Genomic DNA, 12,460 nt, shown 5'->3' with positions numbered 1-12,460 from the left:
CTGACCATGACCGATACTATCCTTACCCAAATTCAAAACGTCATCGATTCGCGCAAAGGCGGCGATCCCGATGCTTCTTACGTTGCCCAGCTGCTGCACAAAGGCGAAGACAAGATTCTGAAAAAAGTCATCGAGGAAGCGGGTGAAACCTTGATGGCCTCTAAAGATGGCGGTGGCGAACATTTGGTTTACGAAGTGGCGGATTTGTGGTTTCATACCATGGTTTTATTGGCGCATCACGGATTGCGTGCCGAAGATGTAGTAAACGAGCTTGCGCGCCGTCAAGGTTTGTCGGGATTAGTGGAAAAAGCTTCTCGCAAAGAATCTTGAATTTATATTACAATCCCGTATTTGACCTGTTTCAGAATCCGTCTCTTAGGGCAAAAACGATTTCCCTTTTTGGGGTGAAACTCGTTATACCCGTTTTCAGACGGCCATTGGAGCCATTATGGATAATTGTATTTTCTGCAAAATCGCAACCAAAGATATTCCGGCACAAACTGTTTACGAAGACGATGAGATGCTTTGTTTCAAAGACATCCGTCCTGCTGCGCCGGTGCATCTGCTGCTGATTCCGAAAGTACACTTCGATTCACTGGCACACGCAACCGCCGAACATCAAACCCTGTTGGGGAAAATGATGTTGAAAGTCCCTCAAATCGCCCAAGAGGCAGGTTTGACCGACGGTTTCAAAACCCTGATCAACACAGGCAAAGGCGGTGGACAAGAAGTATTCCACCTGCATATACATATCATGGGTACGCCTGCATAACTATCATCTATTTTTAATAAATTCAAGGATTTATCATGGGTAGCTTCTCTCTCTGGCACTGGATTATCGTACTGATTATCGTCGTTTTGGTATTCGGTACCAAAAAATTGCGCAATGTCGGCAAAGACCTCGGCGGTGCAGTGCATGACTTCAAACAAGGCCTGAATGAAGGTACAGACGGCAAAGATGCCAAAAAAGACGAAGTCATCGAACACAAAAAAGACGAAGACAAAGCATAATCCATGTTTGATTTCGGTTTGGGCGAATTGCTGCTGGTCGGCGTTGTCGCCCTAATAGTGCTGGGTCCAGAACGTCTGCCGCAAGCCGCGCGCACGGTCGGGCGTTTGGTCGGCAAATTGCAAGGCTTCGTCAACAACGTCAAGCAGGAGCTCAATACTCAGGCTGAGTTGGACGAATTGCGCAAGGTGAAGCAGGAATTTGAAGCCGCCGCTTCGGAGTTTCGCGACGGTATCAAAGACTTAGGCGATGATGCACAAAAAAATCTGAATGATATTTCAGATGGCCTCAAGCCTTGGGAGCGCCTGCCCGAACAAAAAACGCCAGCTGATTTTGGCGTGGACGAGTTCGGTAATCCTCTGCCTGATTTGGCTTCAAGCAGCACTGAAAATGAAAGTGCGGCCCAAGTTCCTGAAGAGGGTGGAGCAGCGCAAACTCAAGAGCCTGTCGGAGCTGAAAATGCCGAGTCCGAGCAAGACCGCGCTTGGCGTGAGTATTTGACCGCATCGGTTTCCCCCGCACCGGCGGTTGAAGTCAGCTATGTCGAAGCTCCTGCTGCCGATGTTCCTCCGCTGCATACGACTTCTTTGCGTAAGCAGGCGATGAGCCGCAAACGCGATATGCGCCCGAAATTCCACGCCAAGCCCAAACTGCGCGTCCGTAAGTAAAAAGTGAGTCAACCGGTGTCCGAACCTCAACACGAACAACCCGTCCAACCGCTTATCGAGCATCTTCTCGAGCTGCGCCGCCGAATGATGTGGATCGTCATCGGTATCGTTGTCTGCTTTTTGGGCATGATGCCGTTTGCCCAGCAGCTCTATACTTTTGTTGCCGAACCATTGATGGCCAATCTGCCTAAAGATACCAGCATGATTGCGACCGATGTGATCGCGCCGTTTTTTGTGCCGGTAAAGGTTACCTTGATGGCGGCGTTTCTGCTGTCGTTGCCGCACACGCTGTATCAAGTCTGGGCGTTTGTCGCCCCGGCTTTATACCAAAACGAAAAGCGTTTGATTACGCCGCTGGTGTTGTCCAGCGTGACGCTCTTCTTTGTTGGTATGGCGTTTGCCTATTTTCTGGTATTTCCCGTTATTTTCAAATTCTTGGCCGGTGTAACCCCTGTCGGTGTCAATATGGCGACCGATATCGATAAATACCTGTCCTTTATTTTGGGCATGTTTGTTGCATTCGGTACGACGTTTGAAGTTCCCGTCGTTGTGGTGTTGCTTGCCAAAATGGGCATTGTTTCGACTGCACAGCTTAAGAATGCGCGTCCGTATGTGATTGTCGGTGCGTTTATCGTGGCCGCAATCATCACGCCGCCTGACGTAATTTCCCAAACCCTGCTTGCCGTTCCGCTGATTCTGCTCTACGAAGCTGGTATTTGGTTCAGCCGTTTTGCCAAAGCGAAAACGCAGCAGGAAGATGAGGATACACCGCAACCACCGGCAGAAGTTTAAGAATCAAGGCCGTCTGAAGAATTTTTCAGACGGCCTTTGTATCATGGCACTTTCAGTTTTTAAGAAAAAGCATGATGAATGTTCGGGGAATCGTAAAACATTACTGTCCAGATTCTTTTGATTCGGCTAAAATTTTTGACCGAGGATTTTGCCGAAATCGAAGCAGTAATGCGTAACAGTCCCTCATGCCTCAATGGGCTGGATTTTAATACCAAACTGCCGGAATTACGTTTGGGAAATGGGGTGATTTTTACCAAGGCATAAGCCGAAAATACTTGATTTTAGGTAATTGAAAAAATATTCGTTTCTATTTTATCGAGAAGAATGATGTCAGGCCGTCTGAAAATTAACTACGTTTCAGACGGCCTTTTTGTCACCCTTGTTTTTCGTTGTAATCCTTATTTATCAAGCATCTTACAAAAAGGGTTTTGAAAAAGAGAAGTTTATATTTTGACTAAATCCAGCCGTATGAATCCATAGTGAAATGTGTTATCTTATCTACGTGTGTTAAGAAACATTAATAAGTTTGTATTTTTCTTACAGAGAAAGGCTTCAAAATGGATGGATGGACTCAAACGCTGAGTGCCGGTACTTTGCTCGGTATCGCCGCGGCAGCGATTTTGCTGATCTTGATTTTGATTGTAAAACTGCGCGTTCATGCCTTGCTGACGTTGGTATTGGTCAGCTTGCTGACTGCCATCGTAACAGGTCTGCCTATGGGCAGCATTGTTAATGATGTATTGGTCAAAAACTTCGGCGGTACACTTGGCAGCGTGGCGTTGTTGGTTGGTTTGGGTGCAATGCTTGGCCGTTTGGTGGAAACTTCCGGCGGTGCTCAGTCTTTGGCAGATGCGCTGATTCGGATTTTTGGTGAGAATCGTGCGCCGTTTGCCTTAGGCGTGGCTTCTTTGATTTTCGGTTTTCCGATTTTCTTTGATGCCGGTTTGGTGGTGATGTTGCCGATTGTGTTTGCAACGGCACGCCGCATGAAGCAAACTGTTTTGCCCTATGCGTTGGCATCTATTGGCGCATTTTCCGTCATGCACGTCTTCCTGCCGCCACATCCCGGCCCGATTGCAGCTTCTGAATTTTATGGCGCAAATATTGGTCAACTGCTGATTTTGGGTTTGCCTGTTACCTTGATTACTTGGTATTTCAGCGGCTATTTATTGGGTAAGATTTTGGGCCGCAGCATTCATGTGCCCGTTCCTGATTTGCTCAGCGGCGGTACGCAAGATAACGACCAACCGAAAGCGCCTGCAAAGGCATCTACGGTCATTGGCATTATGCTAATTCCTATGTTGTTGATTTTCTTGAATACTGGTTTGTCTACTCTGATCAGCGAGAAAATGGTCAGTGCGGATGAAGGCTGGGTGCAGTTTGCACGAATGCTCGGTTCGACACCAATTGCTTTGCTGATTTCTGTTTTGGTAGCCCTGTATGTATTGGGCAGTAAACGTGGTGAAAAAGCCAGCGCTTTGGAGAAAACCATTGATGGCGCATTGGGCCCGGTTTGCTCGGTTATTTTGATTACCGGTGCAGGCGGTATGTTCGGCGGCGTATTGCGTGCTTCCGGTATCGGTAAGGCTTTGGCCGACAGCATGGCTGACTTGGGTATTCCTGTTTTACTGGGCTGTTTCTTGGTAGCTTTGGCTTTGCGTATTGCGCAAGGTTCTGCGACTGTTGCCCTGACTACCGCTGCCGCGTTGATGGCACCGGCCGTTGCGGCGGCAGGTTTCAGCGATTGGCAGATTACTTGCGTGGTATTGGCGACGGCGGCAGGTTCCGTTGGTTGCAGCCACTTTAACGACTCAGGCTTCTGGCTTGTCGGCCGTCTGTTGGATATGGATGTGCCGACGACCTTGAAGACATGGACGGTCAACCAAACACTTATCGCACTCATCGGTTTTGCTTTATCGTCAGTGTTGTTTATCTTGGTTTAATCGAAAATGGCCGGCGGATAGTGTTTTTGAGATAACACAATCCGCCTGTTTTCAAATACCGTTAAAATCTAGATAAACAAGGAGTAGAAAAATGACGACACATTTTGTCATGATGGGCGTGTGCGGTTGCGGTAAAACCACTGCCGCATTGTCTTTGCAAAAACATCTCAACCAATGCCCATATGCCGAAGGCGATGATTTCCATACTCAAGCCAACCGCGACAAAATGGGTGCCGGTATTCCGTTGACGGACGAAGACCGCTATCCTTGGCTGGGCAATTTGCGTGACTGGATGACAGAGCAGGCAAAAAACGGGGAAAAATATTCCATTGTTACTTGTTCCGCACTCAAGCATCACTATCGCGATATTCTGCGTGGTGCAGAAGGGAAGGTGGCTTTTATTCATCTGACTCCGCCTCAAGCAATCAATCTTGAACGTATGCTGTCGCGTCAGGGGCATTATATGAAAGCCGGAATGCTGGATTCGCAGCTGGAGATTTTGGAAGAGCTGGGTGCGGATGAGTACGGCGTTAAAATTGACAATCCGGGTTCGCCTGAAGCCGTTGAGGCAGATATTGTGAACTGGGTGAAAGCGCAAGGCTTGATTTAGTAATGATCAGAAATGGAAAGGCCGTCTGAAATATTTCAGACGGCCTTTTTTGATGGGATTTAGAATGTTTTTTGCGAGTCAAGCAATAAGGTAACCGGCCCGTCATTGCAAAGGGAAACCTGCATATGGGTTTGGAATCTGCCGGTTTCGACAGTCAATCCATGTTTGCGCAAAAGTTGCGCGGTATATTGATAAAGCTTATCCGCTTGTTCGGCAGGGGCAGCATTGGAGAAAGATGGGCGGCGGCCGCTGCGCGCATCAGCGTAAAGGGTAAACTGGGAAACCAGTAATATCGAGCCACCGACATCTTTGAGCGATAAATTTAATTTGCCGTTTTCGTCTTCAAAGATACGCAGGTTGGCGGTTTTATCCGCAATGTATTTGGCGTCTGTTTCTGTATCGGTGTGGGTAACGCCGAGCAATATCATAAATCCGTTATCGATTTTGCCGCAGGTTTCGCAGGAGTTTTCGGACAAAACGTCAACTTTGGCTTGGGTAACTTTTTGGATAACAGCGCGCATGATGTTTTTGAATAAAAGAAGTTTGTAAAAAAGGGCGTAAAAGACACGCCCTTTGGGTTGGAGTATGGTTTCAGACGGCCTGAAACCATTGAATCAATTTACGGATTAATGCCGTTTTCTTTTAAGATACGTTCGATCTGATTCTCGACTTTTTGTCGTTTAACAGCTTGGGCAATCTGATTGCGTACCAGTTCGAAAGGTTCGGCATTGGGATCGTGTTCTACTGCACTGAGTTTAAACAGATAAAAACGGTTTTCCATTTGAATCGGCTCATGCGTTACATCGCCTCGGTTCATGTCGGCAAAAGCGGTAGCCAGTTGAGGAGAGAGCTGCTGCGGAGAGATGAAGCCGTCGAACTCTTGTTCGGGGTTTGGATAGCGTTTCATCAGCTCTTCAAATGACAAGCCTTTTAGCAGCAGCTCTCGCGCGGCGCGTACTTCGTCGGCTGAAGCAAAGCTGACTTGTTGCAGCTTGATAATGCGTGTTTGATGGTCGTAGAAACGGCGCAACTCAGCATCGTCAACCGCGGTTTGACGTTCTAGATAAGCAGCGTATTGGTTGGCATAAAACTCAGCTTCAACGTTTTTAAGCTGATTCTGCACTTCTGCATCTTTGTCCAAACCAGCCTGGATGGCTTCATTTTTCAAAATTTCCAAAGTCTGCAAACGTGTAACCACATCTTTGCGGATTGCCTGACCATCGGGTTTGGCAGTCTGGTTGGGATGTTGATCGGCTTGTCTCAATACTTCGGCAACCATGCTGTCGATACGGGCGGGATCGATTTCAGGTGCTTTGGCAGTTGCCAAGCCGATGGTTGATAGGGCGAGGATAGCCAAAACGGCAGTTTTGGGCTTGATGTTCATGTGAGTTCCTTATTGCCCGCCGTTATCACGGCGGGCACGTTATATTATTTGTTGACTTTGATGCTGGCTTTTTTCAGCAATGATTGAATGGCCGCATCAACACGGGCTGCCTGTAAGTCGCTGCCAATCTCGTTTTTAGAGGCTTCGTAAGAAGGTACGGTAACGTTACGGCGGTCATTGACGTAGAAAACGGCGTACAAATTACCGTTTTGCAGCGGCGTTTTAGTGTGCGCACCTTTTTTCAGGTCTTTGACAGCTGCGTAAAGCGGAGGCGCTGATTCTTGCAAATCTTTAAGCGGAACATAAGCTTTAGGGATACCGCCGGCTTTTTTGGCCGCTTCGTCAATTGAGTATTGGTTCAATACCGAAACAAAGCTTTTTTTCGCATCCAAATCGGCAATGGCTTTTTGGGCATTGCTGCTGCTGTCAGTCACGATTTCGCCCATTTGGACTTCCTGAGTACCTTTATAGAAGTTGCTGAAGTCGTTGTAAGCGGCTTTGACATCTTTTTCTTGAACAGGATATTGACGGACGATATGCGCCGCGAAAGCTTGGCCTAACAAATCATTTTCGAAAACTGCCCATTCGGTTTTGAATGTGGCTTTTTTATCTGCACCTTGCTTGGCGGCATCGGCACGCGCTTGCTCCAATGCAGTTTTGAATTCAGCGCTTTGATCCAGTTTTAATTTTTTAGCTTCTTGGGTAACAACAGTGCTGATAACTTGGCGTTCAGTCAGCATTTGACGCAATTCAGGAGTGTCTTGAACGTTCGGGTTGCTGGCGCGTACGGAAGCAACTTGGTCATCGATAACGCTGCTGTCGATGGCTTGACCGTTGACGGTCACCAAAGTTTGGGCAAACAGGGTGCCGGTAGTCAGGGCAAGCATCAAGGCTGAAGCAAAGTAGGTTTTTTTCATCGTATTTCTCTTTTAAATAATGATTGGAAATAAATTAATGATTAGAAATCAAAGTTTAAGTAGTAATCTTAATGGAAGTATTCGTCCGGCGTGGCCGCTTTGATACTGAGTGCATGAATCAGGCCGTCTGAAAACAAGTCTTGCAAAAGCTGCTTAATCATACGTTGCCGCTGGAGGCGACCGATATTTTCAAATGCGTTGCTGACCACCAATATCGCATAATGCCCGCCGCCTTTATTGCCGGCATGGCCGGCGTGCAGATGGCTCTCATCTTCAAAATCGAAGAACTCAGGCTCAAGTGCCTGCAGGCGTTCCTCGATAATTTGACGCATATTGCTCATTTGAACACGGCTTTAAAGGGTTTAATCAATACTTCTGCGTATACGCCGGCATCGACGTAAGGGTCTTGTTCAGCCCATTCTTGTGCTGCGTCCAAAGATTCAAATTGAGCCACAATCAGGCTGCCGGAAACGCGTTCCGGATTGTCTGGTAGAGGATTGGGGCCGGCAGTCAGCAGACGGCCTTGCGCTTTCAATTCTTCCAAGCGTGCCAAATGAGCAGGGCGGGCTGCCATGCGTGCTTCGTGGACATCTTCGGCATCAGTGGCCAAAAGCATGAAATATTCCATTATTGATCCTCCTTAGGCTGGAAACGCATCAGATACATGCCCTGTGCGATAGAAAAAATGATTGTGAAACCCAATGTGCCGAACAATTTGTAATTGACCCATTGGTCTGGAAAATACGTAAAGACAAAGAGATTGGCAGCCCCCATAAAAATCAGGAAGCCAATCCATGCATAAGTCAGGCGCGTCCATACAAAATCAGGAAGCTGCATTTCTTTACCCATCACGGCTTTTAGCCCGTTTTTACCGGCAAGATGGCTAAACAGCATGACGATTGCGCCGATCCAAAACAGAACGGTCGGTTTCCACATGATAAAGCGGTTGTCTTTCAGCAGAATCGTTGCACCGCCAAAAAAGACAATCAAAATCAGACTGACCCATTGCATGGTGTCCAGTTTGCGGTGTTTCCAAAAGGTCAGCGCAGCTTGGGCAATACCGACTATAACCGCAACAGCCGTTGCGGCAATCATGTCTTTGGTGATGATGTATGTGATGAAAAATAAGAATACGGCGAATAAGTCGCTCAAAACCTTCATATATTAATGATGAAACTAATTGAGTAAATGCTAATCATACAGGGAGATGTGTTTTTTTGCACCTTTCCCCATGACTTTAATACCACATATATCCATATGAGATATTTGTTTTGGGTTGGCGAAATTTGTAAAAAAGAAACACAAGCATGCAAAAGTAATAGATTTACCAAGGAATTTCAGGCTGAATAGCCTGTATTGCTTGGCAGAAATGGGTTAAAAATATATCATGACGTAATATCTAGTAAATATATGGTTAAATGCGCGCACATTGGTTAGTACCATAATTTCCGAACAGGGGATCAGTTTTGAAAAAACATCACAATATTAAATTAATTACAGCTTCTATCGCTTTAATGACATCGCTCAGCGCTTCTGCAGGTTTGGGCGGTTTGAACGTTCAATCTCATTTGGGTGAGCCTTTTACAGGCAGTATCACTGTGACTGGCGAGGAAGCTCAGGCTCTGCTTAATGGCGGTAAGGCCACTATTTCAAATGGTAATTTGCGCGCGGCGGTACGCAAATCAGGCGATAAGGCAGTCGTTACCATTCGTTCCTCTAAAGCCATCAAAGATCCTGTTTTGGTTTTCCAAGTAGGTGTCGGCGCGCAATCGCGTGAATACACTGCTATCATCGATCCGGCCGGATACGACGCTAAAGATGCGGCATCCGTCCGCCCCCGTCAAACTGCCGAATCCCAATCCTTCGAGCCGACACGCAATGCCCAACAGCCTGCAACTAAAAACAATAAAGCAGTAGGTAATCAGGCAGCTCAAGCGCGTAAGGATGTGCAGCGTAAGGCTGAGAAAAAACAAGTTCAGACGGCCTCTGCTAAAAACGACACAGCTGCACGTTCAGGTAGACAGCATTTGGTGCGTACGGGTGAAACCCTGATTGCCATTGCGTCCAGCATCCGTCCGCAAGGTATGACCTTGGATCAAACCATTCAAGCATTGGTTAATGCCAATCCGGATGTGTTTATCGATAACAATGCCAACCGTATGTTGGCAGGTAAGGTGCTGAATATTCCAAACCGTAGCGAATTGCAACGTTTGGCTGCTTCTGCTCCTGCTAAAACTAATACGGCAACAGAAAAAGCCAATGAAACCGCTAATGCAACAGAGGCTAAAACAGAAAAACCTGTTGTTCAGCCTGAGGCTCAAACTGAAGCCCAGGTTAAAGATGCTGGCGTAAATACACAGCAACAGGAAGAAGTAAAACAAGCTTCAGCTGAACAAACAGAACAAGCAGCATCTGCAGCGGTTAATGAAAATGCCGCATCGACTGTTCCTGCATCCGATATTCAAGAAGCTATGGCTTCTTCTGATGCTCAAGAGAATGTAGTGGCTTCTGAGTCTGTTGCAACCACTGATTCTATCGCGGAGCAAACAGAGGGCGAATCAAATGGCAATTTATGGAAATGGTTATTGGCAGGCGGTGCAGCCCTTATTGCTGCTTGGTTGTTGTTAAAAGCTGCGGGTAAACGTAAAGACGAGCCTGAAGCAGCACCTGTAAGCCGTATGGATGAAGAGAAGGCTGTACAGAAAGATGTTGCTGCTTCAGCTGCTGCGGTTGCTGCAACTAAAGTAATGCCGTCTGAAAAAACTCAAGATGGCCTGCTTATCGAAGACGATTTTGAAGATGATGTGGTTATCAATGAAGTAGAAGAATCTTCCAATATCGATGATGTCAAACTTGATTTAGGTAAGATTGACAATAGTCAGGCAGGTATTCTTTCAGGTGCAGTAACGCATGATGTTGAGACAGAACAACGTCGCCATGCTGATTGGGACAATATCGAATCAACAGAAAGCGTGTACGAACCTGAACCAGAAAATCCATATCAGCCGGTATCCGTTGTTATGCCTGAACGTAAAGAAGAGCAGGCAAATACATTTGCTGAGTTTGATTTGGCGGCAGAGAAAAAAGTCTCCGAGTCAAGAAATGAAGAGCCACTCGAGTTTACGGTAGAAACCCCTGAAGCTTCAGACGGCCATGCGTTGCCATTCGAGATCAAGCAAGATCAAGACTTGCAAATTCAAGGAACCAAAGAAGAAGTAGAGAAAGAAGAAGCTGCTTCTGAGTTTGTGATTGAAGAAGGTGCATTGGAATGGGGAGCTGAAGATGTTTCAGTAGCCGCCGATAAAAGCAATAGTGAAAGAGGCTTTGTTTCAGAATCAGTTGGCATGACTGCACCGCTTGAAGCCAAATATGATTTGGCTAAGATGTATATCGAAATCGGTGATCCTGAAGCGGCTCGAGAAACATTGCAAGGGCTGATTGAGGAGGCTGAAGGCGATATTCTGCATAAAGCCCAAAAACTGATGAAAGAACTTGGCGCGTAAGTGCTAGTCAAATGAAGATGCCGTTTCAGACGGCATCTTTTTTATGGTAAATTAAAAAGCAAGATTTTATCTGAGTCTATTATTGGTTGGGTAAGATTTCAGCTTTATATGATGGTTGAAGATGAAGGCCGTCTGAAATACAAAATGGAGGCGTGTGTTAATCACGCCTTTTTAATATTTGTTACTTGAGCGTAGGCAACAATATCAATTTACAAGAAGTATAAGAAATGACTGAACAAGTAAATACAACAGGACATTCCGTCCAGCGTTGGGCTTTAACTCTATCTTATGACGGAAGCCGTTTTTATGGCTGGCAAAAACAGGCAGGAGACCTGCCGACTGTTCAGACGGCCTTAGAGCAGGCATTAACTTTAATAGCAGGAGAGCAGATTAATACGATTGTTGCAGGAAGGACGGATACGGGTGTGCATGCGACAGCTCAGGTCGTACACTTTGATACATCTGTATGCCGTCCGGAGCAGGCGTGGGTGCGTGGTGTCAATGCGCATTTGCCTGACGGTGTGGCTGTATTGCTTGCACAAAAAGTTGCACCGCATTTCAATGCCCGATTTGATGCTTATGGCCGGCATTACCGTTATTTGCTGGAGTCATCTCCGGTTCGCTCTCCGTTGTTGGTCGGCAGGGTGGGGTGGACGCATTTGAAATTAGATTTAAATCTAATGAGGCAGGCTGCTGCTTTATTGGAGGGTGAACATGACTTCTCCAGCTTTCGTGCGGCTGAGTGCCAGGCAAAATCGCCGATAAAAACGCTGTATAGAGCAAGTATTAGTGGGACTCCTCGTTATTTGTGCCTTGATTTGCATGGAAATGCATTCTTGCATCATATGGTGCGCAATATCATGGGCGCATTGGTATATGTAGGAAGTGGCAGGATTAGTGTGGATGAATTTCAGTCAATCTTTCATGCAAGAAGCAGATTGAAAGCACCTCCGACTTTTATGTCTGACGGCCTGTATTTGACAGGCGTTGATTATCCTGATGAGTTTGGGGTGGTAAAACTGCCTCTGCCTGAGTGGATGGATGTTTCGGGTAACGTTTTTCAGACGGCCTAATTGACGGATTGTTGGTATAAAAGCAACAAAATAGCGTGATTGATGTGTAAATTAATAAAGTGTTGTAAAAATGCACAATTGGTTTTAAAAGAAATTTATCATTGATTTTAAATAATAAATTTCCTTTTTTTAGGCTGTGTTTGCCTTTGCCGGGTTTCAAGGGTGGTGGGGGTGGATTGAATAAAGTTTGTTTTTTTAGAGAGGAGCAATTATAGTAACAGTCATGGAATCGCTGATTCCAGCGATAATGTAAGCCTAAGCGGATTGTCCGGTCTGCTTAAGTTATTTCTTCACAATAGAAAAGGAATACAGCAATGAAAAAATCTCTGATTGCTCTGACTTTGGCAGCTCTGCCTGTTGCAGCTATGGCTGATGTGACTCTGTACGGTCAAGTTAAAGCCGGCGTTGAAATTTCTAAAGTAAAAGAAGGTAAGACTACTTCTAAAACTGCTACTGAGATTGCTGACTACGGTTCTCGCATCGGCTTCAAAGGCCACGAACACTTGGGTAGCAACTTGAATGCTATTTGGCAAGTTGAACAAAACACTTCTATCGCCGGTG

General features: G+C 46.2%; 16 protein-coding genes. 10 read left to right on the top strand and 6 right to left on the bottom strand.

Annotated elements, in window-relative coordinates; genetic code table 11:
* Positions 1-6: 6 nt before the first annotated feature.
* From HMPREF2871_RS07765 to HMPREF2871_RS07735, 7 genes are all read left to right on the top strand, one after another.
* A complete protein-coding gene (locus tag HMPREF2871_RS07765; protein ID WP_003679440.1) occupies positions 7-330 on the top strand; it encodes a phosphoribosyl-ATP diphosphatase in 324 nt (107 codons plus the stop codon).
* 118 nt (positions 331-448) lie between these two features.
* Positions 449-772 (top strand): histidine triad nucleotide-binding protein, encoded by a 324-nt coding sequence (locus tag HMPREF2871_RS07760; RefSeq protein ID WP_004519654.1) that lies wholly within the window; start codon positions 449-451, stop codon positions 770-772.
* Between the two features lie 35 nt (positions 773-807).
* Positions 808-1,011, top strand: coding sequence for a Sec-independent protein translocase subunit TatA (gene tatA / locus HMPREF2871_RS07755; protein WP_003679438.1), 204 nt, complete (start codon positions 808-810; stop codon positions 1,009-1,011).
* A gap of 3 nt (positions 1,012-1,014) precedes the next feature.
* The gene (gene tatB, locus HMPREF2871_RS07750; protein ID WP_049344878.1) at positions 1,015-1,677 is read left to right on the top strand and encodes a Sec-independent protein translocase protein TatB; all 663 of its coding nucleotides are present in this window, start codon (positions 1,015-1,017) and stop codon (positions 1,675-1,677) included.
* A gap of 15 nt (positions 1,678-1,692) precedes the next feature.
* A complete protein-coding gene (tatC, locus tag HMPREF2871_RS07745) occupies positions 1,693-2,469 on the top strand; it encodes a twin-arginine translocase subunit TatC (RefSeq protein ID WP_039862097.1) in 777 nt (258 codons plus the stop codon).
* Positions 2,470-3,026: 557 nt separating this feature from the next.
* Entirely contained in the window at positions 3,027-4,412 is a 1,386-nt protein-coding gene (locus HMPREF2871_RS07740) for a GntP family permease (protein ID WP_004519658.1), read from the top strand.
* A 91-nt stretch (positions 4,413-4,503) separates the two neighbouring features.
* Positions 4,504-5,022, top strand: a complete 519-nt coding sequence (locus HMPREF2871_RS07735; RefSeq protein ID WP_049336727.1) for a gluconokinase, GntK/IdnK-type — start codon at positions 4,504-4,506, stop codon at positions 5,020-5,022.
* Positions 5,023-5,081: 59 nt separating this feature from the next.
* On the opposite strand, the gene dtd is transcribed toward HMPREF2871_RS07735, so the two are convergent.
* From dtd to HMPREF2871_RS07705, 6 genes are all read right to left on the bottom strand, one after another.
* Positions 5,082-5,543 (bottom strand): D-aminoacyl-tRNA deacylase, encoded by a 462-nt coding sequence (dtd, locus tag HMPREF2871_RS07730; RefSeq protein ID WP_049336726.1) that lies wholly within the window; start codon positions 5,541-5,543, stop codon positions 5,082-5,084.
* A 98-nt stretch (positions 5,544-5,641) separates the two neighbouring features.
* Positions 5,642-6,406, bottom strand: coding sequence for a peptidylprolyl isomerase (locus HMPREF2871_RS07725; RefSeq protein WP_049336724.1), 765 nt, complete (start codon positions 6,404-6,406; stop codon positions 5,642-5,644).
* A 44-nt stretch (positions 6,407-6,450) separates the two neighbouring features.
* On the bottom strand, positions 6,451-7,323 hold the full coding sequence (locus tag HMPREF2871_RS07720; protein WP_049336722.1) for a peptidylprolyl isomerase: 873 nt from the start codon (positions 7,321-7,323) through the stop codon (positions 6,451-6,453).
* Between the two features lie 68 nt (positions 7,324-7,391).
* Positions 7,392-7,664, bottom strand: a complete 273-nt coding sequence (locus HMPREF2871_RS07715; protein ID WP_049322785.1) for a BolA family protein — start codon at positions 7,662-7,664, stop codon at positions 7,392-7,394.
* A complete protein-coding gene (locus tag HMPREF2871_RS07710; protein ID WP_004519663.1) occupies positions 7,661-7,951 on the bottom strand; it encodes a YciI family protein in 291 nt (96 codons plus the stop codon). The genes HMPREF2871_RS07715 and HMPREF2871_RS07710 overlap by 4 nt, the downstream gene beginning before the upstream one ends.
* A complete protein-coding gene (locus tag HMPREF2871_RS07705; protein WP_049336720.1) occupies positions 7,951-8,484 on the bottom strand; it encodes a septation protein A in 534 nt (177 codons plus the stop codon). Before HMPREF2871_RS07705 ends, HMPREF2871_RS07710 begins: the two co-directional genes overlap by 1 nt.
* Before the next feature lie 353 nt (positions 8,485-8,837).
* Between HMPREF2871_RS07705 and HMPREF2871_RS07700 the strand changes: the two genes are divergently transcribed.
* The 3 genes from HMPREF2871_RS07700 to HMPREF2871_RS07690 form a co-directional block, all read left to right on the top strand.
* On the top strand, positions 8,838-10,826 hold the full coding sequence (locus HMPREF2871_RS07700; RefSeq protein WP_004519665.1) for a FimV/HubP family polar landmark protein: 1,989 nt from the start codon (positions 8,838-8,840) through the stop codon (positions 10,824-10,826).
* Positions 10,827-11,053: 227 nt separating this feature from the next.
* Complete coding sequence (truA, locus tag HMPREF2871_RS07695; protein ID WP_049344877.1) at positions 11,054-11,899, top strand: tRNA pseudouridine(38-40) synthase TruA; 846 nt, start codon at positions 11,054-11,056, stop codon at positions 11,897-11,899.
* 314 nt (positions 11,900-12,213) lie between these two features.
* Positions 12,214-12,460, top strand: a 247-nt coding sequence (locus HMPREF2871_RS07690; protein WP_141747881.1) for a porin, incomplete at its 3' end; no start/stop codon positions are given.

The sequence above is a fragment of the Neisseria sp. HMSC067G12 genome (assembly GCF_001812725.1).
Lineage (GTDB): Bacteria > Pseudomonadota > Gammaproteobacteria > Burkholderiales > Neisseriaceae > Neisseria > Neisseria perflava.
Note: the sequence above shows the minus strand (reverse complement) of the source record. Positions and strands in the feature narration are given on the sequence as shown.